The sequence below is a fragment of the Ruegeria sp. YTSA108 genome, from assembly GCF_059610185.1.
Genome location: NZ_JBXWND010000001.1, coordinates 441,644 through 465,567, shown reverse-complemented (window position 1 = coordinate 465,567; position 23,924 = coordinate 441,644). Strand labels below are relative to the sequence as shown.

Annotated in this window: 21 protein-coding genes; 13 read left to right on the top strand and 8 right to left on the bottom strand. The window is 56.9% G+C overall.

The genetic code is table 11. The annotated features are described in order from the left end of the window. The first annotated feature begins 25 nt into the window (after positions 1 to 25). From AC2FHW_RS02305 to AC2FHW_RS02285, 5 genes are all read left to right on the top strand, one after another. Positions 26 to 595: a tetratricopeptide repeat protein gene (locus tag AC2FHW_RS02305; RefSeq protein WP_416383904.1), complete on the top strand. Its 570-nt coding sequence runs from the start codon at positions 26 to 28 to the stop codon at positions 593 to 595. 22 nt (positions 596 to 617) lie between these two features. After that, positions 618 to 3,437 carry a helicase-related protein gene (locus AC2FHW_RS02300; protein ID WP_271946506.1) on the top strand — a complete coding sequence of 940 codons (2,820 nt, stop codon included), beginning with the start codon at positions 618 to 620 and terminating at the stop codon, positions 3,435 to 3,437. Between the two features lie 6 nt (positions 3,438 to 3,443). Next, on the top strand, positions 3,444 to 3,809 hold the full coding sequence (locus AC2FHW_RS02295; RefSeq protein ID WP_271946509.1) for an RNA-binding S4 domain-containing protein: 366 nt from the start codon (positions 3,444 to 3,446) through the stop codon (positions 3,807 to 3,809). A 66-nt stretch (positions 3,810 to 3,875) separates the two neighbouring features. Further along, the gene (gene fdxA / locus AC2FHW_RS02290; protein ID WP_085821728.1) at positions 3,876 to 4,214 is read left to right on the top strand and encodes a ferredoxin FdxA; all 339 of its coding nucleotides are present in this window, start codon (positions 3,876 to 3,878) and stop codon (positions 4,212 to 4,214) included. Positions 4,215 to 4,496: 282 nt separating this feature from the next. After that, positions 4,497 to 5,015 (top strand): CarD family transcriptional regulator, encoded by a 519-nt coding sequence (locus tag AC2FHW_RS02285; RefSeq protein WP_142634416.1) that lies wholly within the window; start codon positions 4,497 to 4,499, stop codon positions 5,013 to 5,015. A gap of 83 nt (positions 5,016 to 5,098) precedes the next feature. Here AC2FHW_RS02285 and cobS read toward each other — a convergent pair whose 3' ends face one another. Then, the gene (cobS, locus tag AC2FHW_RS02280; protein WP_496821364.1) at positions 5,099 to 5,863 is read right to left on the bottom strand and encodes an adenosylcobinamide-GDP ribazoletransferase; all 765 of its coding nucleotides are present in this window, start codon (positions 5,861 to 5,863) and stop codon (positions 5,099 to 5,101) included. A gap of 79 nt (positions 5,864 to 5,942) precedes the next feature. Between cobS and cobT the strand changes: the two genes are divergently transcribed. Next, positions 5,943 to 6,956 carry a nicotinate-nucleotide--dimethylbenzimidazole phosphoribosyltransferase gene (cobT, locus tag AC2FHW_RS02275; protein ID WP_142634412.1) on the top strand — a complete coding sequence of 338 codons (1,014 nt, stop codon included), beginning with the start codon at positions 5,943 to 5,945 and terminating at the stop codon, positions 6,954 to 6,956. A 28-nt stretch (positions 6,957 to 6,984) separates the two neighbouring features. Here the strand turns inward: cobT and AC2FHW_RS02270 are convergent, their stop codons facing one another. Both AC2FHW_RS02270 and AC2FHW_RS02265 read right to left on the bottom strand, forming a co-directional pair. Then, the gene (locus tag AC2FHW_RS02270; protein ID WP_142634410.1) at positions 6,985 to 8,865 is read right to left on the bottom strand and encodes a monovalent cation:proton antiporter-2 (CPA2) family protein; all 1,881 of its coding nucleotides are present in this window, start codon (positions 8,863 to 8,865) and stop codon (positions 6,985 to 6,987) included. A gap of 19 nt (positions 8,866 to 8,884) precedes the next feature. After that, the gene (locus tag AC2FHW_RS02265; RefSeq protein WP_142634408.1) at positions 8,885 to 9,340 is read right to left on the bottom strand and encodes an Lrp/AsnC family transcriptional regulator; all 456 of its coding nucleotides are present in this window, start codon (positions 9,338 to 9,340) and stop codon (positions 8,885 to 8,887) included. A gap of 146 nt (positions 9,341 to 9,486) precedes the next feature. Between AC2FHW_RS02265 and hppD the strand changes: the two genes are divergently transcribed. Then, a complete protein-coding gene (hppD, locus tag AC2FHW_RS02260; protein WP_271946524.1) occupies positions 9,487 to 10,584 on the top strand; it encodes a 4-hydroxyphenylpyruvate dioxygenase in 1,098 nt (365 codons plus the stop codon). A gap of 43 nt (positions 10,585 to 10,627) precedes the next feature. Here the strand turns inward: hppD and AC2FHW_RS02255 are convergent, their stop codons facing one another. Then, positions 10,628 to 12,505 (bottom strand): hypothetical protein, encoded by a 1,878-nt coding sequence (locus tag AC2FHW_RS02255; protein WP_496821363.1) that lies wholly within the window; start codon positions 12,503 to 12,505, stop codon positions 10,628 to 10,630. Positions 12,506 to 12,669: 164 nt separating this feature from the next. On the opposite strand from AC2FHW_RS02255, the gene AC2FHW_RS02250 reads away from it, so the two are divergent. Continuing rightward, positions 12,670 to 13,365 carry an SIMPL domain-containing protein gene (locus AC2FHW_RS02250; protein WP_271946528.1) on the top strand — a complete coding sequence of 232 codons (696 nt, stop codon included), beginning with the start codon at positions 12,670 to 12,672 and terminating at the stop codon, positions 13,363 to 13,365. Here AC2FHW_RS02250 and AC2FHW_RS02245 read toward each other — a convergent pair. The 3 genes from AC2FHW_RS02245 to AC2FHW_RS02235 form a co-directional block, all read right to left on the bottom strand. Further along, positions 13,362 to 14,078 carry a GNAT family N-acetyltransferase gene (locus AC2FHW_RS02245; RefSeq protein WP_271946531.1) on the bottom strand — a complete coding sequence of 239 codons (717 nt, stop codon included), beginning with the start codon at positions 14,076 to 14,078 and terminating at the stop codon, positions 13,362 to 13,364. The two genes, AC2FHW_RS02250 and AC2FHW_RS02245, sit on opposite strands and share 4 nt — an antisense overlap. 3 nt (positions 14,079 to 14,081) lie before the next feature. Further along, complete coding sequence (locus AC2FHW_RS02240; RefSeq protein ID WP_271946534.1) at positions 14,082 to 15,374, bottom strand: O-acetylhomoserine aminocarboxypropyltransferase/cysteine synthase family protein; 1,293 nt, start codon at positions 15,372 to 15,374, stop codon at positions 14,082 to 14,084. Positions 15,375 to 15,446: 72 nt separating this feature from the next. After that, on the bottom strand, positions 15,447 to 16,442 hold the full coding sequence (locus tag AC2FHW_RS02235) for a GT-B fold glycosyltransferase domain-containing protein (RefSeq protein ID WP_496728133.1): 996 nt from the start codon (positions 16,440 to 16,442) through the stop codon (positions 15,447 to 15,449). 171 nt (positions 16,443 to 16,613) lie between these two features. Between AC2FHW_RS02235 and AC2FHW_RS02230 the strand changes: the two genes are divergently transcribed. The 3 genes from AC2FHW_RS02230 (at position 16,614) to preA (ending at position 20,088) form a co-directional block, all read left to right on the top strand. After that, the gene (locus AC2FHW_RS02230; protein ID WP_496728135.1) at positions 16,614 to 17,246 is read left to right on the top strand and encodes a cupin domain-containing protein; all 633 of its coding nucleotides are present in this window, start codon (positions 16,614 to 16,616) and stop codon (positions 17,244 to 17,246) included. Between the two features lie 157 nt (positions 17,247 to 17,403). Beyond that, positions 17,404 to 18,738 carry an NAD(P)-dependent oxidoreductase gene (locus tag AC2FHW_RS02225; protein ID WP_496677798.1) on the top strand — a complete coding sequence of 445 codons (1,335 nt, stop codon included), beginning with the start codon at positions 17,404 to 17,406 and terminating at the stop codon, positions 18,736 to 18,738. A gap of 45 nt (positions 18,739 to 18,783) precedes the next feature. Beyond that, a complete protein-coding gene (preA, locus tag AC2FHW_RS02220) occupies positions 18,784 to 20,088 on the top strand; it encodes an NAD-dependent dihydropyrimidine dehydrogenase subunit PreA (RefSeq protein WP_282021347.1) in 1,305 nt (434 codons plus the stop codon). Between the two features lie 254 nt (positions 20,089 to 20,342). Here the strand turns inward: preA and AC2FHW_RS02215 are convergent, their stop codons facing one another. Beyond that, positions 20,343 to 20,951, bottom strand: coding sequence for a TetR family transcriptional regulator C-terminal domain-containing protein (locus AC2FHW_RS02215; RefSeq protein ID WP_142634388.1), 609 nt, complete (start codon positions 20,949 to 20,951; stop codon positions 20,343 to 20,345). 169 nt (positions 20,952 to 21,120) lie between these two features. Between AC2FHW_RS02215 and AC2FHW_RS02210 the strand changes: the two genes are divergently transcribed. Both AC2FHW_RS02210 and hydA read left to right on the top strand, forming a co-directional pair. Continuing rightward, positions 21,121 to 22,371, top strand: coding sequence for a Zn-dependent hydrolase (locus AC2FHW_RS02210; protein WP_496728137.1), 1,251 nt, complete (start codon positions 21,121 to 21,123; stop codon positions 22,369 to 22,371). Positions 22,372 to 22,463: 92 nt separating this feature from the next. After that, positions 22,464 to 23,918, top strand: a complete 1,455-nt coding sequence (hydA, locus tag AC2FHW_RS02205; RefSeq protein WP_281972255.1) for a dihydropyrimidinase — start codon at positions 22,464 to 22,466, stop codon at positions 23,916 to 23,918. Positions 23,919 to 23,924: the final 6 nt, after the last annotated feature.

Below are 23,924 nucleotides of genomic sequence, written 5' to 3'. Positions count from 1 at the left end.
TCGCAACGCTACACTGACACTTGTTATGAGCAATGCAATCAACAATCTCAAAGGTACCGTTGCGGCACTTTTTGTCCTAGTCATGTTTTCCTCCACTTGCCTTGCACAGCAGGAGGATTCCCGCGACGAGGCCGAGTTGTTGCAGAACCTTGCGCAGGCCACACCGGACCAGGCGACTGGAATCGACCGCCAGTTACGGGCGCTCTGGTCGCAATCTGGTTCGGCCTCCGCCGACCTGCTGCTGGAGCGTGGGCGCGAAGCACTGGATGATGGTGACACCTATGCCGCGATCGAGCATTTGACGGCCCTGACAGACCACGCGCCTGATTTCGCCGAAGGCTGGCACGCGCGGGCCTCTGCGTTTTTTGGGATCGAAAGGTTCGGGATGGCTGCCGCAGATCTGGAACATGCCCTGACGCTGAACCCGAACAACTATGAGGCCATCTACGGGCTTGGATTGATATTTGAGATTCTGGGTCAGCCCGAAAAGGCATTTGCGGCCTATTCCCATGCCTTGGCTATACATCCCCATTACGAAGAAGTAACCAATGCAGTGAATCGACTGAAAGCCCAGGTCGAGGGCTCGGCCCTCTGAGAACCGGGGGCAGGGGGCAAAGGTGAGCGGGTCATCCCGAATCGTGGCCGTACTTGGTCCGACCAATACAGGCAAAACCCATTACGCAATCGAACGTATGCTGGGGTACCGCACGGGGGTGATCGGCCTGCCGCTACGCCTGCTTGCGCGCGAGGTATACGACAAAATCGTCGCCATTCGCGGACCGTCGGTGGTGGCGCTGATCACCGGGGAAGAACGTATCGTACCGCCGCGTGCGAAATATTGGGTCTGTACGGTCGAGGCGATGCCCGAAGGCATGGGTGCCGATTTTGTGGCTATCGACGAAATCCAACTCTGCGCCGACCCGGAACGCGGCCACGTCTTCACCGACAGGTTGCTGCGCGCGCGCGGCACCAATGAAACCCTGTTTCTGGGATCCGATACTATGCGCGGTCCCATCGCGGCACTTGTGCCCGAAGCACAATTCGTCCGGCGGGAGCGGATGTCGCAACTGGTCTATGCCGGCTCCAAGAAAATCAGCCGCATGCCACCACGCAGCGCCATCGTCGGGTTTTCGGTCGACAACGTCTATGCCATCGCCGAGCTGCTACGCCGTCAAAAGGGTGGGGCGGCTGTGGTCATGGGGGCGCTCAGTCCGCGTACACGGAATGCGCAGGTTGAGCTCTATCAGAATGGTGAGGTCGACTATTTGGTTGCCACCGATGCCATCGGGATGGGGTTGAACCTGGATGTGAACCATGTTGCGTTCTCGTCCCTGACCAAATTCGATGGCCGGCGCATGCGGCCCCTGGCCCCGAATGAGCTTGCCCAAATTGCTGGCCGCGCTGGGCGCGGTATGTCCGATGGAACCTTCGGCGTGACCGGCGAGGCGCCGCCTCTGGACGACGGTGTCGCGCAGGCCATTATGGACAGCCGCTTTGCGCCGATGAAAAAACTGAACTGGCGGAATGCCGCCTTGCAGTTTGGTTCGATTGACGCTCTGATCCACACGCTCGAGATTAGCCCGGATAGCGAACACCTGATCAAAGCCCGTCCGGCAGATGATCTGAATGTGCTTAAATCCTTGTCGCAAGTTGCCGAAATTGCGGCCCGTGCCAGTGATCCGCAATCCGTTCGTTTGTTATGGAATGTGTGCCGAATCCCCGATTTTCGCGGCATCAGCCATGCCGAACATGCCAGCCTGCTCGAAGTGATTTTTGGCCACCTGCATGAAGGTGGTTCGATCCCGGATGACTTTATGGCGCGGCAAATCCGCCGGATCGACCGAACGGATGGCGATATAGATGCACTGTCAAAAAGGTTGGCATATATTCGCACCTGGACTTACGTTGCGCAACGAAATGGTTGGGTGCGTGACGAATCCCATTGGCGTGATGAGACGCGCATTGTAGAAGACAGGCTGTCAGACGCTCTGCATGACCGTTTGACTCAGAGATTTGTGGACCGGCGCACATCCGTTTTGTTGCGCCGGCTCAAACAGAAGGAGGCCCTTTTGGCCGAAGTAAATGACAAGGGTGAAGTGACCGTCGAAGGTGAATTCGTCGGTCGTCTGGAAGGGTTCCGGTTCAGTCCGGACAAAAGCGCGCAAGGAGCCGAGGCGAAAGCCTTGAAATCGGCGTCCTTGCAAGCCCTCGCGCCGCAATTCCATCTGCGTGCCGATCGCTTCTATAATGCACCCGATACCGAAATTGATTTTACCGATCAGGGTGGCCTGATGTGGGGTGAATATGCCGTTGGCAAGCTGGTTGCCGGGGCAGAGCCTCTCAAGCCGCTGGTCGAGGTTTTTGTGGACGAGGCCGCGGGCCCCGATGTTGAACAGAAAGTTCAGCGTCGCCTGCAACATTTCATCGACCGCAAAGTGGCCGCACTGTTCGAGCCGCTGCTGAACCTGTCGCGCGATGAAGAACTCAATGGGCTGGCCAGGGGCTTTGCCTTCCGCATGGTTGAGGCGCTGGGCGTATTGCCGCGCGCAGGTGTCGCGCAAGACGTCAAGGATCTGGATCAGGACGCCCGTGGCGCGCTGCGCAAACACGGTATCCGCTTTGGTCAGTTCACCATTTTCATGCCGCTGCTGCTGAAACCGGCCCCAACGCGTCTGCGTCTTGTTCTGTGGGCATTGGCAAATGGCCTGCAGGAATTTCCCGACGCGCCGCCTCCGGGTCTTGTTACTGTGCCCATCGCCAAGGGCGCACCTGACGGTTATGACACTATGTGTGGTTATCGCGATGCGGGCGAACGCTCGATCCGGATCGATATGCTGGAACGTCTGGCCGACATGCTGCGCGCTGAAGACAGCCGTGGTGGGTTCGAGGCCAAGCCTGACATGCTGTCGATCACCGGTATGACGCTGGAACAATTCGCCGACCTGATGCAGGGGCTGGGCTACAAGGCCGAACGCGCCGAGCGTGAAAAGGTTAAGCCCGCACCAGCAGAGCTACCTGCCGCAGAGGCCACGGAAGTAGCTGCCTCCGAGGAAGTACCCGCACCAGAGGGAACCCCCGAAGAGGTCGCCGCACCAACCGAGGCGTCAGCCGAGGCCACCGAAAGCACCGAGGCAGCAGCCGAGGCCACCGCGCCGACAGCAGCAACAGATGAACCCGAGGTTGAGGTCTTCTATACCTTCACCTGGGGCCGTCAGCGTCAGGCCAACCAAGGCCCACGCCGTGAACAGCGGCAGGGGCAGGGCAAAGGTAAGCCGCGCGGTAAGCCTCAGGATGGCCGGGGCAAGCCGCAGGGCAAGAAAGGTGGCAAGCCGCAGGGTGCCAAGACCTTCTCGTCTCGTCCGCCGAAAAAGGAAAAGCCCATTGATCCCGATAACCCGTTCGCGGCCGCGCTTATGGGTTTGAAGGAAGGCAATTAACGCCTTATGACCGAGGCCCGGCTTCGGATCGATAAATGGCTGTGGCAGGCTCGGTTCTTCAAGACCCGCAGCCTGTCCGCCAAACAGGTCAGTGGCGGCCATGTCCGCGTCAACGGAAACCGGATCCTGAAACCGGCGCAGCCTGTGGCCCCCGGTGATGTTCTGACCTTCCCTCAGGGGCGGATTGTGCGCGTTGTGCGTATCGAAAAACTGGGTGATCGGCGCGGACCGGCAACCGAGGCGCAGACACTGTATACCGATTTGACCGAAAAGCAGGACACGCAGCCGCGAAATCCAGGGTTTGAGGGAAAAGGTCGTCCCACCAAGAAGGATCGGCGTCTACTTGATCTTTCTCGCAATCAAGATAGCTGAACATATCTTGAAGCTGACGCCATACTGATTTAGCTAGACGCCCAAACCGCAAACGGGAAATTCACCATGACCTATGTTGTCACTGAAAACTGCATCGCCTGCAAATACACCGACTGTGTCGAAGTGTGTCCGGTGGATTGTTTCTATGAAGGTGAGAATACACTGGTCATCCATCCCGATGAATGCATCGATTGCGGAGTATGTGAACCTGAATGTCCCGCTGATGCGATCCGTCCGGATACTGAGCCGGGCATGGATCAATGGGTCGAGTTTAATCGCAAGTTCTCCGAGCAGTGGCCGGTGATCGTGACCAAGAAAGACCCGCTGCCTGATGCAGAAGAGCGTGATGGCGAAGAGGGTAAGATGGAGAAATACTTCTCTGAGGCCCCCGGCGAAGGCGGCTAAGCGATTCGCGCTCTGAACTTGTCAGTTCAGCAGTGGGATGGCGCCTTATCTATCTGTTTCTTAACACCTTTCTTTCAAGTGGAAAGGGGCAGCCTTTCGAGTGTCTCAATTTTGTGATATACTCGGAAATTGAACGTTGATTGAGATGGGGATGACTCCGTAAGTATGCTCGCTTTGGAGTTCTGATTAGTTGAAAACACAGCAACCTGACCGGGCCGTACTGGCACGGGGTGGGTCGTTTTGTTGTCTGTCCCGCGCTCTCGTAACCAAGGAAGAACCTGTATGTCTAAGTCGAAGAAGCTTGAGTTTCGCCCCAACGACTATGTTGTTTACCCGGCCCATGGTGTCGGTCAGATCATTTCGATCGAAGAACAGGAAGTTGCGGGATACTCGCTCGAGCTGTTCGTCATTTCCTTTGAGAAAGACAAAATGACCCTGCGCGTGCCGACCAACAAGGCGACCGAGTCCGGTCTGCGCTCGCTCAGCTCGCCGGATGTCATCAGCCAGGCGATGAAGACGCTGAAGGGCAAGGCCAAGGTCAAGCGCGCCATGTGGTCCCGCCGGGCACAGGAATATGAACAGAAGATCAACTCGGGCGATCTGATCTCGATTGCCGAAGTGGTCCGCGATTTGCACCGCACCGATGATCAGCGCGAACAGAGCTATTCCGAACGTCAGCTTTATGAAGCCGCGCTTGAGCGTCTGACCCGCGAAGTCGCGGCAGTGTCCGGCGCAGGCGAAGTGTCTGCGGCCAGGCAGGTGGATGAGGTTCTGACCTCGCGCGCGGCAGCGGCGGCCTGAACCTGCTGAAATCAAAATTTTAGGGCCATCCCCGCAAGGAGGTGGCCTTTTTATATTGCAGTCACCAGATGAAATCGGGGCCACTAAACCTGCGTAGCTACGGCCATAAGAAACCCTATCTCGGCCAGTTGTTGAGTGGCGCCCAGTATATCACCAGTCTGACCCTCGATCTTGGCCTTGGCTAGCATCGCCATTGCCACCGCAGACAAAGCGGCAATCAGCGTAGGGAAAACCACCTGCAACCCGATCATTGGCAGAGTGAGCAGCAGCGCCATGACTCCGCCGAGTATCACCGCGGTCGATCCGGGTGCGCCCACTGAATGGCTAAGGCCCGATTGGCGGGCATTTGGAAGGACGGACATAACAACAGGCATCATAGCCCGCGAAACGATGCATGCGGCCAATACGGTGGTAAAACCCGCATTCGAAAGGATCGCGGCAATCAACGACACGCGCAGCAGTTGCGAAGAAATCAGGGCAAGGACGCCATAGGTGCCGATGTGGCTGTCCTTCATGATCTCTAGCCGCCGTTCAGGCGTGAAACCGCCCCACAGCCCGTCAGCGGTATCTGCAAGCCCATCCTCGTGCATCGCGCCGGTGGTGATGGTCAGGACAAGAACGACAAGTATGGCACACGCTATCGACGGCAGCCCCATGGCCGTCGCCATCCATCCCACGGCACAGGCCAATAGGCCGACAACAAGCCCCGCCAATGGAAAGGCCCAAACGGCACTGGCCTGACGCGAGAACACTCTGTCAGGCAGCCGCGGCACGGGCAAACGCGTCAACAGGACCAAAGCCAGCGGAATATCCCAGGCAGAAATGAGCTTGGTGTCGTTTTTTAGCACTCCTGCGCCTTTCAGGGTCTTGTCGGTTTGATCGCTTCGGTTAAACACGCAGGACCACTCTGATGCAACGAGGCTTTGGATGCTGCCCGAAATTAACAATCTGAATTCTTTCCGCGAAGCTGTCCGGCAAGCCTCCGGGCCCGATGATGCCGCTGCGCAAGGGGCGACTGACCGTAATGGGCAGCTGACCAAACCTCCGGGCGCGCTTGGTCGGTTGGAAGACCTGGCAATCTGGTATGCAGGCTGGCGCGGGGATGCCCGCCCGCAGATCACCTCGCCGCAGGTTATCGTGTTTGCGGGAAACCACGGTGTCACAGCACAGGGTGTTTCGGCCTTTCCGCCGGAAGTGACCGTGCAGATGGTGTTGAACTTTGAACATGGCGGGGCGGCCATCAACCAGCTGGCCAAGGCGGCTGGTGCTACGATGGATGTCCACGCGCTGGAGCTTGAACGACCGACCGCGGATTTCACATCAGGTCCAGCTATGTCAGAGGACGACCTGTTGCAGGCGCTGCGCACCGGGTGGGCTGCGGTCAGACCAGACGCCGATCTTCTTGTTGTTGGTGAAATGGGTATCGGCAACACGACCCCCGCAGCGGCGATTGCTTGCGCCTTGTTCGGAGGTGAGGCGGGTGATTGGACTGGTCGCGGAACAGGTGTCGATGATGCGGGACTAGCAAACAAAACCCGTGTGGTGGCCGAAGGTGTTATGCTACATGGCGGTTCGGGCGATGGGCTAGAGATTCTGCGCCGTCTGGGCGGACGCGAGATCGCCGCTATGGCCGGAGCCATTGCCGCCGCACGCGCGCTGCACATTCCGGTTATTCTGGATGGCTTTATCTGCTCAGCGGCCGCCGCGTGTCTGTCTGACATTTCAGAGAGCGCGCTGGATCACACGATCGCCGGGCACCAGAGCGCGGAAGGTGCGCATGGCGCTGTGTTGGCCAAGCTCGGTAAAGAGCCTTTGCTGAAGCTGGGGCTGCGACTGGGTGAGGGCTCTGGCGGGGCGCTGGCGATCAATATCCTCAAAAGCGCTGTTGCCTGTCATTCCGGCATGGCGACCTTTGCCGAAGCTGGCGTCTCGGACAGTTGATCCGCGCGGCCTGACCGTCAGTTGAAGGTCAGGCCGATTTTTTGTCGTTTTCTTCCGCCAATTCCAGCAGTTCGGTCTCAAGGTCTTTTTCCAGCTGCTGCGCCCGCTCGATGTATTTTTTGTTCTCGGCGGTGGGCAGCCCGGGAATCCAGAGCTCTGCCAGTTCACGAACCGACATGCGATCATGGTGGTAGAAAGTCTGTTCGGCCTGCGCTGCCTCGTATTCGCTGAGACCCACATTCTCGAGCACATATCGCCCGGCCCGCAATGAGCCATCGAATGTCTCGCGCACAATGTCGTTCGCGCCGGCTTGATACAGCTCGTACACATGGGTCCGATCCCGTGCCCGCGCGACGATGTGTAGGTCTGGGCGCTGGCGGCGCGCATAGCCGACAAGACGCGTCACCTTCTTGCGATCATCCATCGCAGCCACCAGAACAGATGCTTTTTCAAGGCCGGCCGCGCGCAACAATTCCGGACGGGTCGGATCCCCCAGGAACCCTTTTACGCCAAAGCGACGCATCAGCTGGATGGTTTCGATGTTATGGTCAAGAACGATGGTTTTGAACCCGCTTGCCTGCACCAGACGATTGACGATCTGACCAAATCGCCCGATCCCGGCGATGATGACCGGGCCTTTCTCGTCGATCTCATCCGGTTCGGGTGCCGGTGTGCCATCCCCCATCCGGCGCGAGAGAAGATCATAAATGATGAACAAAAGCGGCGTGATCAGCATGGTCAGCGCAATGATCATCAAAAGTTTTTGTGACAGATCCCCTGGAATCACATTCTGCTGGGTCGAAAACGCCAGCAGGACAAAGCCGAACTCACCTGCTTGCGCCAGCCCCAGTGTAAACAGCCAGTGATCGCGTCCGCGCAGTTTAAAGGCGCGGCCAACCAGGAACAGAATGATCCCTTTGACCAAGATTACCAACAGGGCCAGTCCGATCAGGTCGAAGGGATCGTCAAAGAAATAGGCGACATCGATGCCCGCGCCAACGGTGATGAAAAACAGACCAAGGAAAAGGCCTTTGAACGGCTCTAGGTCGCTCTCCATTTCATGCCGGAACTCGGAACTGGCCAGCACCACACCTGCAAGAAACGCGCCCAGAGCGGGTGACAGGCCAACCAGCGTCATCAGGAAGGAAATGCCAACCACAATCATCAACGCCAGCGCCGTATACATCTCGCGGAGGCGGGTCGCATGAATAAAGCGGAACAAGGGCCTGGTCAGGTACACTCCGGCGAGAATGACGAAACCGATCGCGGCAATGGTGACAAGCGTTACCGCCCACCCTGGCAACCCCTCGACCAATGACAAGCTATGATGCGCCGCGCCGTGGTGCCCCGTGGATATGCGGTTGATAGATCCGTCATTTGCAATCTGGGGAATGGCAGGCAGAGCCAGCAGTGGAAGCAGTGCCAGGATTGGTATGACCGCGATGTCCTGAGTCAGCAGTACTGAAAAGGTCGCCCGTCCTCCATTCGTTTTCATCAAGCCCTTTTCCGACAGGGTCTGCAAAACAATCGCAGTTGATGACAGGGAAAGCGTCAACCCCACTGCCAGGGCTACGGACCATGGATGATTTGCATACATGGCGACGCTGGCGATCACTGCGGTCGATAAAAGCACCTGGAGGCCGCCAAGCCCCAAAAGCCTGTCCCGCATATCCCAAAGAGCGCGCGGTTCCAGTTCAAGTCCGATCAGGAACAGCATCATGACTACGCCGAATTCAGCCACATGCTGCAGGTTTTCCGTTTCCGCACCCACCAATCCGAACAACGGCCCTATGACAAGGCCCGCGGCCAGATATCCCAGTACAGAGCCCAGTCCCAGACGCGCCGAAAGCGGCACGGCGATCACAGCCGCAGCCAGATAGATCGTCGCCTGGTAAAGGAAGTTGTCCATGATCGTCCTTTCAATGCGCTCAGGTGGGCAGGGGGGCGTCGCGTTTGAGCTGATCCATAACGATTTGGCTTTGTATCCGAGCCACTGCAGGATGTGGAAGGATTACCTGATGAAGCAAGCGATTAAGCGCGGATAGATCGTCGCAATAGACATGTAGTAAATAATCGGCCTCACCTGTCATTGTCCATGCGCTGGTGATTTCGGCGCGTGTTTCGACCATACGGGCAAAGCCTTCAGATTGCTCGGGGCCGTGCGTACTCAGATGAACCTGAACAAAACCCTGCACCTGCAACCCTAACTTTAGAGGATCGAGGCGAGCGACATAGCTGGTGATATACCCTTCAGCCTCCAGCCGTTGGCGCCGGCGACCAGCCTGACTGGGCGACAGGTTCAACATCTCTCCAAGTTGGTGTGCTGTTAGGTGGGCGTTTTTCTGCAGCGCTGACAGCAGGCGCGTATCAGTGGAATCAAGCATGTGCGGAAAAACTCCGTGATTGGCCAATCTTATGCGCAATTTACGCGCGCCCCTTTAAGTTATTGGAAAACTATGCGCGAAAAAAGTGCCGATTAAGACGTATTTTGAAATCAGCAAATAAATTCCTGTATTAACGGAGACGCGCCATGGGTCCTTTCCCTCACAACGCCCCGAAATCAATCATATCGGATGAAAACCCCGCCGGAACCGATGGGTTCGAGTTTGTCGAGTTCGCACATCCCGAGCCGCAAGAGCTGCGCGATCTGTTCGCAAAGATGGGATTCGCGCTGGTAGGTCACCACAAGGACAAGCCTGCGATTGAGTTGTGGCAACAGGGTGATGTGACTTACATCCTGAATGCAGATCCCGACAGCTATTCTGCCCGGTTCGTGGACGAGCATGGCCCTTGTGCTCCGGCGATGGGATGGCGCGTAGTGGATGCGCAGAAAGCCTATGAGCACGCTGTAGCGAAAGGGGCTGAACCTTATGACGCGGCAGACAAGACACTGAATGTGCCTGCAATCAAGGGGATTGGCGGATCGTTGATCTATTTCATTGATCAATATTACGAAACATCGCCCTATAATCAGGAATTCACATGGACCGAACAGTCCAAGCCCCGGGGGGATGGGTTCTATTATCTCGATCACCTGACCCACAATGTTTACAAGGGCAATATGGACAAGTGGTTCAAGTTCTATGGTGATTTGTTCAACTTCCGTGAAATCCGTTTTTTTGACATTCAGGGCAAATTCACCGGTCTTTTTAGTCGCGCGCTGACGTCTCCATGCGGGCGTATCCGCATTCCGATCAACGAAGATCGCGGTGAAACCGGGCAGATCGTTTCCTACCTGAAGAAATACAAGGGCGAGGGCATCCAGCATATCGCTGTGGGCAGCGAGGATATCTATGCCTCGACCGATGCGATTGCCGAAAAGGGGCTGAAGTTCATGCCCGGCCCGAACGAAGCCTATTATGAGTTGTCTAAAACCCGCGTGGTCGATCATGAAGAGCCGTTGGACCGGATGATGAAGCACGGCATTCTGATTGATGGAGAGGGCGTTCTGGACGGTGGTGAGACCCGGATTCTGCTGCAAATCTTCTCGAAAACGGTCATCGGACCGATTTTCTTCGAGTTCATTCAGCGCAAAGGCGACGATGGGTTTGGCGAGGGAAACTTTAAGGCGCTGTTCGAATCCATCGAGCGAGAGCAGATTGAAAGTGGAGAAATTTCAGCAGCTTGATGCAAGAAGGTAATCCTGCGTGGTCACTCGCGCAGGCCGCCCCTTAACCACGTGGCATCTTGAGAACCACGTTTCGCCCGCGTTTCTGATAGCGCAATTCATTGTCGCTGATAGCAATGACATTGCCGCCGTCAAGCCTGTCCCCGATCTTGAGCTTTTTGTACCTGCCACTGGGCAGCCGAACCAATGCGCGGCGATTGGATGGGCTGCCGTAAACCCCGATCAGGTTCAGTTTCCGCAGGTTGATTGCATTGTCGATTGTGGCCTGCCGTGCAACCGAAGCCGAGGATGGGATTTTGGGCGCTGTGGTTTTGGGCTGGAACGTTCCGACCTCATTGTTGAGCTGTTCAATTCCAGCTGCCGAACCCAAAGTCGCAGTACCTGCACTGGCCTGCCGGGTCAGTCCGGCCGGTCGGAGTTTGGGGCGCGGCACCCTCATTTCCGCAAGGGGCTCAGTCGATTCCGGGGGCGGCGGAGCACGCAACAGGGATTCCGGGCGCGGTTTCGGGCGAATTCCGGACAATTCCTTCAATGTACGCCCTTGAAGCCGTTGCCGTTCAAAATTTTCGGTCAGGTTCTCGGGCCTTGGTTTTGGTCGCAATGTCGCCAGCCTGTTGTCGACCACTTCCTCAACAGGTGCCTTTTCCAGCCGGACCAAAGCCGATGGAGGGGGAGTTTTCGAAGGTGTTCCCAAATAGACAACCACTCCGTCCGGGTTCAAGACGCCTTCTTTGGTTGGTATTACCAGCCCGCGCTCGTCAAGGCTGAACCTTGCCCCGGCAGCGGTTGAAAGTGGTTCGAAATCAAATGGTAGGTCGGTGTCGTATGTGTGTACTGGCGGCAATGCGATTGCATCACGCGACAGATTCGAGTCGTCTTTGGAGGCCAGATACAGCTCAATTTGCGGATCCTGCGCTGGCGCTATCAAAAGGCCCGGTGACGTGATTTCGATCTCCGGCTGTGTCGGAACTAACTGAGGTTCAGGCTCAAGCTCGATTTCGTCTACCAACGCGGGCGCAACGTTCAGCGCCTCAAGAATGGCCTGGTCGGTTGCAGACAGCTCGGACTCTGATTCAGAGGTCGGTGCCATTTCTGGCTCTGCAGTCTCGGGCTCTGTGACTTCTGCCTGTTCTGCGGGTGTCTCTGCGGGCTCGACAGGTCCAGAACTCGGTTCGGGTTGGGATATTGTTTCGTCCAGCAGGGCGAGTTCTGAATCAGCAGGGGCAGGGCTGTCGTCTCTGAAAAGACTCCATATGCCACCGGCCACCAACATCAAAGCCACCGCCGCTGCAATTCGCACTGATGGCAGAGAGGTCCAGTTAGGTGCGGCCACTTTTTGGACAGGCCAAAAGCTGGTCGGAGCGGTAGAATCGGCGATCGCATGAACAACCGTAATATCCTGCGCGGGGTCTGTGGGGATCACTTTGGGCGCGTTTGTGGTCGCAGGCGCGTCCCCAAGCGGGAAAAACGGTTCGGTCGGAAAGTCATCTGTTTCATATGCAGCGCTGAACGCGACCGGAACGAATCCGTATCCCAGCACAAACCCCCGAACTTCCTCCAGTGTATCGCGTGGAACGACGGCGACGCATGTGGTCGCCCCGTCATCTGCCGTGACATATACCAGCTCTGTCAGGTCATAAGGGGTGGCATCGGATACAGCATTTTGCACAGCCTGTTCGGTGTCTTCGAAGGATGATCCGGCCGTATCGACTTTGATGAATTTGACCTGATCCCTTGGGATAACGACCTTGCAACTCAGGTCATTTTCAAGCGCAAACCCCTTGTCCCGAAGCACTTTCAACTGCTCTTCCAAGTTGGAGGCATCCAACGACACCTCACCTATGGCGAACCAGTCGCCATCGGAATTGTGGTGCAAAGAAATTCCGGTTGTAGAAATGGACAGCGCAAAAGCGGGTTTCATAATCCGGAGGAACCATAATTGTCAGTTGCAATGCAAACGATGCCTCGTCCGCAGACCGACATTAAAGCAGGATCTCGCCGAGGGAAAGAAAAAGCCTGCGTCTCCTCTTGCCCCGTGACCCGGTGCAGCCCCATGTTGAAATCAGGATAATTGGAGGGAAGATATTGAAGAAAATCGCTTTTCTGGCCGCTGTGCTGGCCATGACGTCGGTAGGGATGGCAACTGCGGAAGAACGTCGCATCATTGTTGATGCGGTAGGCATGGTGCATGCGGCCCCGGATATGGCCACCATTACCCTGGGTGTAACAAACGAAGATGCACAGGCATCAAATGCGATGCAGGCGACTTCGGACGCGGTTGCCAAAATTCTGACTCGACTGGATGAGATGGGGATCGAAACCCGTGATGTGCAAACACGTGATCTGTCTTTGTCGCCGGTATGGTCTGGGCGGAACAGTTCTAGCGGAGAGCGGCCCGAGATTTCCGGCTTTGTCGCATCCAACAGCGTCGTGGTGCGTGTTCGCGATCTGTCGCAGTTGGGTACCATCATGGATGCGGTCATTGACGACGGGGCCAACAATTTCGGCGGGCTGAGTTTCGGAATTCAGGACCCTGCACCGCTCGAGGCACAGGCGCGGGCCAAAGCTGTCGGTGAGGCGCGGGCAAAGGCCAACCAACTGGCACAGGCGGCCGAAGTCACGCTGGGACCGGTTCAGATGATCCGCGAACAGGCCGGAGGGTTCAATCCCATGCCTCAAATGCGTGCAATGAACATGGCGGCTGAGGGCGGCGTTCCGGTTTCCGGGGGCGAAATTTCGGTCTCGGTCAACGTGTCGATGGAATTTCTGATTTCCGACTAGGATGTGTCGCTGGTTCGGGCCATCAGGGATTGCCGCTGCTGGCCCGACTGATCAAAATTTTCTGGTGAAAGCCAGGCCTCGAAAGCAGAGCGGATGCGCGGCCATTCTGTATCGAGGATCGAGTACCAGGCCGTATCGCGGTTGCGCCCCTTATAATGGGTGGCCTGCCGAAAGATGCCCTCGAAGGTAAAGCCCAGCCTTTGGGCTGCGCTGCGGGACGGGGCATTCAGAGCGTCACATTTCCATTCATAACGGCGATACCCCAGCTCGTCGAACACGCGGCGCATCATCAGGTACATCGTCTCGGTGGATTTCGGGCTGCGTTGCAATAGCGGTGAGAAATGGATGTGCCCAACCTCGACCACACCGGCCGCAGGTTCTATCCGCAGGAACGAGGCCATGCCAATCGGGGTGCCATCACCGTCTAGCACTGTGTGGAACATGGGATCGGCATCAATACAGGACGCGCGGGTCCAGGCGGCGAAATCTTCTTCGCTGTCGAATGGGCCATAGGGCAGATAAGTCCAGTTCCGCCCATCAGTGTCATTGGCAAACGCCCGGTACAGACCGGGCGCATGCCTGTTCACATCAAGGGGCACGACCGAGCAATAGTGGCCTTCCATCGGCGTATATGGCGGCGTCGGGCGCGGAAAACTGCCCGAAACCGGCCGGCCGACGGGTTGGCCAAGATCGTTGGTATCGTGCCCGGCCATTTGTCAGGCCGTCGCCTTGGCCAGCGCCTGATCCAGATCGGCAATCAGATCGTTGGCGTCTTCGATGCCGATGGAAACCCGAACAACGCCGGGACCGGCGCCTGCGGCCTCTTGCTGTTCCGGGGTCAGCTGACGGTGGGTGGTCGAGGCCGAATGAATGATCAGCGACCGCGCATCGCCCAGGTTGGCCACATGGCTGAAGATCTCCAGCGCGTTCACCAGTTTGACACAGGCGTCATAGCCGCCTTTGACCGCAAAAGTGAATAGCGCACCGGCCCCTTTGGGGTAATGCGTCTTGACCCGGTCGTGATAGGGCGAGGACGGCAAGCCCGCATAGGTCACATATTCCACGCGGTCATCGGCCTCTAGCCAGGCTGCGATCTTTTGCGCGTTCTCTACATGACGCTCCATTCGCAAAGACAGGGTCTCGATTCCCATCAGCGTGTAATGCGCCGCCTGTGGGTTCATCGTCATGCCCAGATCACGCAGGCCGATGGCGATGCCGTGGAATGTGAAGGCCAGCGGACCGAATGTCTCGTGGAATTTCAGCCCGTGATAGGCCGGTTCCGGCTGGCTGAGCGAGGAAAATTTGTCATTCGCGGACCAGTCGAACTTGCCCGAATCCACGATACAGCCGCCGGTGACAGTGCCGTTGCCGGTCAGGTATTTGGTGGTTGAATGCACAACCAGCGTCGCGCCGTGCTCAATCGGGCGGCACAGATAGGGTGTGGCCGAGGTGTTGTCGACGATCAGCGGAATGCCGGCGCCATCTGTCACATCCGCCAGTGCGCGTATATCGGTGACATAGCCGCCAGGGTTGGCGATGGATTCGCAGAACACCGCTCGTGTATTTTCGTCGATCGCGTCCTTCACAGCATCCAGATCGTCAGTATCCACAAACTTGGCAGACCAGCCGAACCGTTTGATCGTCTGGCTAAACTGAGTGATCGTGCCGCCATACAGCCGGGTCGAGGCCACCACGTTGCAGCCAGGTCCCATCAGCGGGAACAGTGCCATGATTTGGGCGGCATGACCGGACGAGCAGCAAACTGCTCCAACGCCACCCTCAAGCGTTGCCACGCGTTCCTGCAGAACCGCCACGGTGGGATTGGTCAGGCGGGAATAGATAAAGCCGACTTCCTGCAGGTTGAACAGAGCCGCCGCGTGGTCTGCATCGCGAAACACATATGCCGTTGTTTGATAAATCGGCGTCTGACGGGCACCTGTTGCCGGATCAGGGCGCGCGCCTGCGTGAATTTGAAGCGTGTCGAAACCGTAGGTGGGGCCGTCAGACATGGTGGAAATCTCCTGTTGGACTATGTGTTGCAGAATCTCTAGGCGATTGGCCGCGTGCGCACAACATTGCTGTCAGCGCATCCATAGACCTTTGCTTTTGATCTTGTTGCGAATGACCTGCTCGCGCTGAGGCAGGTTTTCGCGATCGAACATCTCGCGTATTTTGTGCCCTTTGCGCTGGAGCACCAGTTTCTTTATTGGGTCATAGCCCTTGAGCACTTTCTTGAACTTGTTGGGCGCAACCACAGTTTCCAGAACCTCGATCACATGGTCGCTTTCGCGTGCATACAGCAGAGGAAACAGACGGTAGTGGCACGTGACCGACCCGTCCAGCAGGCCAGTGGGCAGTGCGTCGCGGCCGCCGCCAAGGGCATGGATAACCAGCGGCAATGCGACCTGATCCAGCCATGGGTCCAGTGTTTGGCCCGCGAGTTCCGGGATATCCTCATCCCGGATGGTGCAGGCATATTCCAGGAACCGTTCGCCGAACTGGCGTGGGCATCTGTAAAAGAAATAACCCGCATTGAAATACAGGTAGCGCCGCCAGTATTCGGCTGGTTGGGCCTTGTCCAAGGAGCTGTCGAAATCCAGTTCGAACCGCTCATACAGGGCGCGCCAGATACCGTCATACCCCGGACCATACAGGGTCGGGCGCGGCCATGTCCCCTCAACTTTCAGCGAGGCACCGGGGCGGTCAAAATCGAAGGGCACACTATTCAGGTCTCCGGTGACAAGCGTATCGCTGTCGAAAAAGACAAACGGTTCCCCCTTGGGCAGGGCCAAGAGCGCCTCGATCTTGTTTCCATAGGGATAGCTTCCACCGAAAGCCCGGTTTTCAAACGGTAGAATTTCGGCCCCAAGCTGGTGTAACGCTTTCAGGACATCCTCATCCTGAATGCTGGGGTCCTGTGACCATCGGGCCCCCGGTTGAGGAACGGCTACAAACAGGCGGCCAGCGAAATCGGGACAGCTGTGTCGTAACGAGGCTGCAAACAGCAGTGCCTCGTATTGCAGCCGGTTGTTTTGGCCGATGACCACGATATTGAATTTATTGTTTGCGGTCTGCATCGGGCGTCTCTCGGGTTCGTGGCGTTGGGCCAGCACTGCTCGAATTTTGGTTGGGCGTACACTAGGTAGAGACGTGGCACAAAACCAGATGTGATCATAGATCATGCATCTGAATTTTGAATTCAGGACTTGCGCAACCATCTAGAGACCAGACCCAACAGGAGAAGCCGCATGAGAGTTAACGCAGATTTCACAAAACGTGTTGCTGTGCATTTCGACCGGAATGACTGGATTGCGTCACCTGCCGCAGGGGTCGAGCGCAAGATGTTGGACCGGATCGGGGAAGAGGTCGCCCGCGCCACCACGATTGTCCGCTTTGCCCCAGGAAGCGCCTTTGCCGCCCATACGCATGATGGAGGAGAGGAGTATTTGGTGCTGGACGGTGTGTTTCAGGACGAGACCGGTGATTTTCCTGCAGGTAGTTATGTGCGCAATCCTCCGACATCTTCCCATACGCCTTCGGCAAAAGAAGGCGCGACGATACTAGTCAAACTGCACCGGTTTGACCCTGAGGACAGGACCGAAATTCGTCGGTCGATTACTGGGGATTCGAATCTTCAGCTTTTCAAGGACTCACGCGAAGATGTTCGCGTATTGAACTTGTCACCTGGCGAAAAGCTGGATCTGGATGCAGTCGATGGGTTGGAGTTGTTTGTCATCGCAGGTTCGGTGCAGGAATCCGACGAAGAATTTTCGGTCTGGGACTGGTTGAGATTACCGCCAGGTGCGCGTTCCACTGCTTTGGCAGGAGCAGAGGGCGCGCGAATTTGGATCAAATCCGGGCACCTGTCACAGATGATCTGAGCGGTTCCGGCCCAAAAAACCAGCAATGTACAGTAAAAAACCGGGTGTTTCGGCCTGGTTATTCATTTTTTGACCATTTGGCAAAATTTACCATTTGATAAAAAATCAGATTGTGCCAAGCTGAGGCCATAACAACATATCTACAGGGAGTAGAGCGATGGCACAGGGCCAGATGGTCCCCGGCATAGTCTCCGGGAGGCTTTCCAGCGATGAGCTGACCTCGAATTTCACGGATCTGCATCCACCACTTGCCCCGCATGAGGCCGCAGTGGCCGCGGATCGGTGCTATTTCTGCTATGACGCGCCGTGTGTGACGGCCTGTCCGACAGACATTGATATTCCATTGTTCATGCGCCAGATTCAGGCCGGTCAGCCTGAAGCTGCGGGTGAAACCATCCTTGGCCAGAATATCTTGGGTGGCATGTGCGCCCGTGTTTGTCCGACCGAAACGCTGTGCGAGGAAGTCTGCGTACGCGAAACCGCCGAAGGATCGCCAGTCGAGATCGGGCGTTTGCAGCGGTTTGCTACTGACAGCGTTATGGCATCGGGCGACCATCCGTTCCAGCGCGCCGCATTCACCGGCAAAACGGTGGCCGTGATCGGGGCAGGGCCCGCAGGGCTAGCCTGTGCGCATCGGCTGGCGATGCTGGGGCATGATGTGGTCATTCACGAAAGCCGCCCAAAACCCGGCGGTCTGAATGAATATGGAATTGCCGCCTATAAATCGACCAATGATTTCGCTCAGGCTGAGATCGATTGGTTGCTGAGGATCGGCGGCATCACAATCGAGACCGGATCGGTGCTGGGCGAGGGCCTGTCGCTGGATGGCCTTGTTGACAACTATGATGCGGTTTTCCTGTCCATCGGTCTGACAGGTGTGAATGCATTGCGAGCGGGCGGCGAGGATCTGACCGGCGTGCGCGACGCGGTCGATTTTATCTCGGATGTGCGTCAGGCGGCCGATCTGGCTGAGCTGCCCGTTGGGCGGAATGTCGTCGTCATCGGAGGCGGCATGACCGCGGTTGACGCAGCTGTAAAGTCGAAATTGCTGGGCGCGGAAAACGTCACCATCGCCTACCGGCGCGGACGCGAGGCGATGGGTGCCAGCCGCTATGAGCAGGATCTGGCCGCATCGCACGGCGTCAGGATCATGACCAATGTTCAGCCCATAGCCGTACACGGCAACGGGGCAGCCGCCGAGATCGAATTGGAGTATACTGCCAGCCATGACGGTCAGTTGAAGGGCACCGGCGAGAAAACCCGCCTGCCTGCCGATCAGGTGCTGAAGGCAATAGGTCAGACGCTGGAAGGAGCGCCCGAAGGGCTGACGTTGGACGGGAACAAGATCGCCGTCACGGGCGCCGGGCGCACATCGGTACAAGCGGTCTGGGCCGGAGGCGACTGCGCCGCAGGCGGGGATGACCTGACCGTGACTGCAGTGGCCGAGGGGCGCGATGCCGCGATGGATATCCACGCAAGTCTGATTGCGTGAAACTCAATGATCAAGATGCCTGCAAGCATCAGGGAGGCCGGATAAATGGCTGATTTGAAATCGAACTTTCTAGGAATTGAAAGCCCCAACCCATATTGGTTGGCATCTGCGCCGCCGACGGACAAGGAATATAACGTCCGCCGCGCCTTTGAGGCCGGATGGGGCGGTGTGGTGTGGAAAACACTCGGGTCCGAAGGTCCACCGGTCGTCAATGTTAATGGCCCGCGGTATGGGGCGATCTACGGCGCAGACCGTCGGTTGTTGGGTCTGAACAATATCGAGCTGATTACAGACCGCCCATTAGAGGTAAACCTTGAAGAAATGGCGCGGGTTAAGGCTGATTATCCAGATCGCGCCCTGATCGCCTCGATCATGGTGCCGTGCGAAGAAGAAGCCTGGAAGGCTATCCTGCCGCGTGTTGCCGAAACCGGTGCCGACGGGATCGAACTGAACTTTGGCTGTCCACACGGGATGAGCGAGCGCGGGATGGGGGCGGCCGTAGGGCAGGTGCCGGAATATATCGAGATGGTGACGCGCTGGTGCAAGAAATACTATGACCGTCCGGTCATCGTGAAACTGACGCCGAATATCACTGATATCCGCAAGCCCGCCGAGGCCGCAAAGAATGGTGGTGCGGATGCGGTATCGCTGATCAACACGATTAATTCGATTACCAGTGTCAATCTGGATAGCTTCAGCCCTGAACCCTCGATTGACGGCAAAGGCAGCCACGGCGGCTATTGTGGCCCTGCGGTGAAACCGATTGCCCTGTCGATGGTGTCCGAGATTTCGCGTGGACAGGCAACGAACGGAATGCCGATCTCGGGTATTGGCGGTGTGACTACCTGGCGCGATGCTGCAGAGTTTATGGCATTGGGTTGCGGCAATGTTCAGGTCTGCACGGCAGCGATGACCTATGGGTTCAAGATCATTGACGAACTGACGGCGGGCCTGTCGAAATGGATGGATGAAAAAGGGTATCAGGACGTCTCGGAAATTGTCGGTCTTGCGGTTCCAAACGTGACCGACTGGCAATATCTGAACCTGAATTATGTCGCCAAGGCCAAGATTGATCAGGATCAGTGCATCAAGTGTGGCCGTTGCTATGCCGCCTGCGAAGACACCAGCCACCAGGCCATTTCAATGTCCGAAGAGCGCGTGTTCGAGGTTATGGATGACGAATGTGTGGCCTGTAACCTGTGCGTGGATGTGTGCCCGGTTGAAGGATGTATTTCGATGGTGCCGATGGCCGCTGGCGAAATCGACCCGCGCACGGGACAAGAAGTGCAGCCCGAATATGGCAACTGGACAACCCATCCCAACAATCCAATGGCGAAAGCCGCCGAGTAGTCCAAGAAAACTCGTCGAATTTTCTTAGAGCAGGATGTCGATGAGGGGGCGTTGTGGCAGTTTGCGACATATTGGGTGGCGGTGCGGATCAGATGATATCCGCGCCTCCTCACTTCGTCTTGGAACGCCTCATGCCCCACTTCTCGCTCTACCCACCCAACCGAAAGCCTTACCACGGCCTCTGTGTGTGGACCGGGAAGAAAAGAGTAGCGTCATCCTAGGCTGAGGGTGAGCGGGTTCCGGCTAACGAAAACCTAAGGCGCCAGCAATTTGCGGTAGAGCGTGTCGATGAACGGTTCAGCACCTTCATACGGGTCTTCGTCGCCAAGAATGGCCCGAACCTGGACATCGAAATCCGCATAATGCTGTGTCAAAGCCCAGATGGAGAAAATAAGGTGGTAGGGATGGAGGCGCGCGATTTTACCCTGCTCCATCCAGGCCGTAAGGATTGCGGTCTTCTCATCCATCAAAGTTTTGAGATCATTGGACAATGCATCGTGTATGCGTGGCGCACCCTGGACCAGTTCATTGGCAAACAGACGGCTTTCGCGCGGAAGTTCCCGGCTCATTTGCAGTTTGCGATGGATATATGCGCGTATCTCTTCCAATGGGTCCCCGTCGGCGTCGAGATCATGGAGAGGGGCCAGCCAAATCTCGAGAAGGCCAGATAGAAGGGCCGTGTGAATCGCTTCTTTTGAGGGGAAATAATATAGAAGATTCGGCTTGCTCAACCCGGCCTCGGCAGCAATCTGGTCGACGGTGGCACCGCGGAAACCGTAGGCAGAAAACACGTTCAAAGCGGCTTCTAGAATTGCAGCGCGATTTTTTTTCTGAATTCGTGTTGGTGCGCGGTCTTTGGACATGTCTTTGCCTGTCTGATTTTTGGGCTCGCAAGTGCGGAATATGCCAAAAATTCCCACCGAGCTCTGCTATTTCTTGACTGATGTCGAACCCGTGATAGCGTGAGTTTGACCAGATGGTCAAATCAAGACACCAAAAGCGAGCAAATCGCAAGCAACAGGGAAGACTAGGATGGCAGCTCCGGCGCAGAACCTCAGGATCAATGGCGACAGGTTGTGGGACAGCCTGATGGAGATGGCCAAGATTGGCCCGGGTGTTGCGGGGGGCAATAATCGTCAGACCTTGACGGATGAAGATGCGGCAGGCCGCGCGCTGTTTCAGAAATGGTGCGAAGAGGCCGGGTGCACCATGGGGCTGGACCAAATGGGCAATATGTTTGCGCATCGAGAGGGCACGGACCCCGAGGCATTGCCGGTCTATGTGGGTTCACATCTGGATACGCAGCCGACAGGCGGCAAATATGACGGTGTTCTGGGTGTATTGGGCGGGCTGGAAATCATCCGCACGCTCAATGATTTGGGAATCAAGACCAAACATCCAATCGTTGCGACCAACTGGACGAATGAAGAAGGCACGCGCTATGCACCTGCGATGCTGTCCTCGGGGGTTTTCGCCGGGATGCATACGCAGGATTGGGCTTATGACCGTGAGGATGCCGAAGGTAAGAAGTTCGGAGATGAGCTGAGCCGCATTGGCTGGCGCGGTGACGAAGAGGTTGGTGCCCGAAAGATGCACGCCTTTTTTGAGCTGCATATCGAACAGGGCCCCATTCTTGAGGCCGAGGGGAAGGATATCGGCGTTGTCACCCATGGTCAGGGTCTCAGCTGGACCCAGATTACAGTTACCGGAAAGGACGCCCATACCGGGTCTACGCCGATGCCGATGCGCAAGAATGCCGGATTGGCGATGGCGCGTATCCTTGAAAAGGTTGACGAGATTGCTTGGTCCCATGCGCCCCACGCGGTGGGTGCGGCGGGGCATATTGATGTGTTTCCGAATTCGCGTAACGTGATCCCGGGGAAAGTTGTGTTTACTGTCGATCTCCGTTCGCCCGATCTGGACGTGATCACCGATATGGAAAATCGTCTGCGCGTAGCGGCCGAAGATATCGTGGATGAGATGGGCCTACAGATCGAATTCGAGAAGGTCGGCGGATTTGATCCGGTGCAATTTGATGAAGGCTGCGTGGCAGCCGTGCGCGATGCGGCTGAACGGTTGGGTTATTCTCATACAGATATCATTTCGGGCGCCGGTCATGATGCCTGCTGGATCAACCGGGTTGCACCAACAGCGATGGTGATGTGCCCTTGTGTGGATGGGCTAAGCCATAACGAAGCCGAAGAAATCAGCAAGGATTGGGCTGCCGCCGGGGCGGATGTTCTGTTTCATGCGGTCGTAGAGACGGCTGGGATTGTGGAATAGGGGGCTCTACCCCCGTCGCCCGTTGGGCGACTCCCCCGAGGTTTTTGTAGCCAGATGAAGCAAGCGGCGCAGACCGCATCAGGGAGATTGATATGAGCACTGTTATCAAGAACGGGACCGTCGTAACCGCGGATTTGTCTTACCAGGCGGATGTGAGGGTCGAGCATGGGGTGATCACCGAGATTGGGCCGGACCTAAAAGGTGATACGGAACTGGATGCGACAGGCTGCTATGTGATGCCTGGCGGGATCGACCCGCATACGCATTTGGAAATGCCGTTCATGGGCACCTATTCCAGCGATGATTTCGAGAGCGGAACCCGGGCGGCATTGGCCGGAGGAACCACGATGGTGGTTGATTTCGCTCTGCCCAACCCAGGTGAAAGCCTGTTGGATGCGCTCAAGCGCTGGGATAACAAGTCGACACGTGCAAATTGCGACTATTCTTTCCACATGGCGGTGACCTGGTGGGGCGAGCAGGTGTTTGATGACCTCAAGACGGTGATCGAGACACGCGGCATCAACACGTTCAAGCATTTCATGGCCTATAAGGGCGCGTTGATGGTCAATGACGATGAAATGTATGCTTCGTTCAAGCGTCTTGCCGAGCTGGGTGGAACGGCCATGGTGCATGCCGAGAATGGCGATGTTGTTGCCGAGCTCAGCGCCAAGCTGTTGGCCGAAGGCAATACAGGTCCCGAGGCACATGCCTATTCCCGTCCGCCGCAGGTCGAGGGCGAAGCGACCAACCGCGCGATCATGATCGCGGATATGGCCGGAGTGCCGCTGTATGTGGTGCACACTTCGTGCGAAGAGGCGCATGAGGCCATTCGGCGTGCCAAGATGCAGGGCAAGCGGGTGTGGGGGGAACCTTTGATCCAGCATCTGACCTTGGATGAGAGCGAGTATTTCAACCAGGATTGGGACCACGCGGCGCGGCGGGTCATGAGCCCTCCGTTCCGAAACAAGCAGCATCAGGATAGCCTGTGGAACGGATTACAATCTGGTTCGTTGAGTGTCGTGGCCACCGACCATTGCGCCTTTACGACGGATCAGAAACGCTTTGGCGTGGGGGATTTCACCAAGATCCCGAACGGTACCGGAGGGTTGGAAGACCGGATGCCGATGCTGTGGACTCATGGGGTGAACACTGGTCGGCTGACGCCAAATGAATTTGTGGCAGTCACTTCAACAAACATCGCCAAGATATTGAATTGTTATCCAAAAAAGGGCGCAGTTCTTGTAGGTGCCGATGCCGATTTGGTGGTGTGGGATCCTGAGAAAGGCAAGACGATCAGCGCGAAATCGCAGCAATCTTCGATCGACTACAACGTGTTTGAGGGCAAAGAGGTCAAAGGCTTGCCGCGCTTTACTCTGACCCGTGGGCAGGTTGCAGTGCATGACGGAGAGATCAGGACTCAGGAAGGCCATGGCCAATTTGTTGAACGCGAGGCCAATACAACCGTCAACAAGGCGCTGAGTACTTGGAAAGAGCTGACAGCGCCGCGACCGGTGGTACGCACGGGTATTCCAGCAACCGGTGTATGACAGAAT

What these genes read in the sequence shown, in the direction of transcription:
- AC2FHW_RS02305 (WP_416383904.1), top strand. Translation starts at nt 26, where the DNA reads ATGAGCAATGCAATCAACAATCTCAAAGGTACCGTTGCGGCACTTTTT.
- AC2FHW_RS02295 (WP_271946509.1), top strand. Translation starts at nt 3,444, where the DNA reads ATGACCGAGGCCCGGCTTCGGATCGATAAATGGCTGTGGCAGGCTCGG.
- fdxA (WP_085821728.1), top strand. Translation starts at nt 3,876, where the DNA reads ATGACCTATGTTGTCACTGAAAACTGCATCGCCTGCAAATACACCGAC.
- AC2FHW_RS02285 (WP_142634416.1), top strand. Translation starts at nt 4,497, where the DNA reads ATGTCTAAGTCGAAGAAGCTTGAGTTTCGCCCCAACGACTATGTTGTT.
- cobT (WP_142634412.1), top strand. Translation starts at nt 5,943, where the DNA reads ATGCTGCCCGAAATTAACAATCTGAATTCTTTCCGCGAAGCTGTCCGG.
- AC2FHW_RS02270 (WP_142634410.1), bottom strand. Translation starts at nt 8,865, where the DNA reads ATGGACAACTTCCTTTACCAGGCGACGATCTATCTGGCTGCGGCTGTG.
- AC2FHW_RS02265 (WP_142634408.1), bottom strand. Translation starts at nt 9,340, where the DNA reads ATGCTTGATTCCACTGATACGCGCCTGCTGTCAGCGCTGCAGAAAAAC.
- hppD (WP_271946524.1), top strand. Translation starts at nt 9,487, where the DNA reads ATGGGTCCTTTCCCTCACAACGCCCCGAAATCAATCATATCGGATGAA.
- AC2FHW_RS02255 (WP_496821363.1), bottom strand. Translation starts at nt 12,505, where the DNA reads ATGAAACCCGCTTTTGCGCTGTCCATTTCTACAACCGGAATTTCTTTG.
- AC2FHW_RS02245 (WP_271946531.1), bottom strand. Translation starts at nt 14,078, where the DNA reads ATGGCCGGGCACGATACCAACGATCTTGGCCAACCCGTCGGCCGGCCG.
- AC2FHW_RS02240 (WP_271946534.1), bottom strand. Translation starts at nt 15,374, where the DNA reads ATGTCTGACGGCCCCACCTACGGTTTCGACACGCTTCAAATTCACGCA.
- AC2FHW_RS02235 (WP_496728133.1), bottom strand. Translation starts at nt 16,442, where the DNA reads ATGCAGACCGCAAACAATAAATTCAATATCGTGGTCATCGGCCAAAAC.
- AC2FHW_RS02230 (WP_496728135.1), top strand. Translation starts at nt 16,614, where the DNA reads ATGAGAGTTAACGCAGATTTCACAAAACGTGTTGCTGTGCATTTCGAC.
- AC2FHW_RS02225 (WP_496677798.1), top strand. Translation starts at nt 17,404, where the DNA reads ATGGCACAGGGCCAGATGGTCCCCGGCATAGTCTCCGGGAGGCTTTCC.
- preA (WP_282021347.1), top strand. Translation starts at nt 18,784, where the DNA reads ATGGCTGATTTGAAATCGAACTTTCTAGGAATTGAAAGCCCCAACCCA.
- AC2FHW_RS02215 (WP_142634388.1), bottom strand. Translation starts at nt 20,951, where the DNA reads ATGTCCAAAGACCGCGCACCAACACGAATTCAGAAAAAAAATCGCGCT.
- AC2FHW_RS02210 (WP_496728137.1), top strand. Translation starts at nt 21,121, where the DNA reads ATGGCAGCTCCGGCGCAGAACCTCAGGATCAATGGCGACAGGTTGTGG.
- hydA (WP_281972255.1), top strand. Translation starts at nt 22,464, where the DNA reads ATGAGCACTGTTATCAAGAACGGGACCGTCGTAACCGCGGATTTGTCT.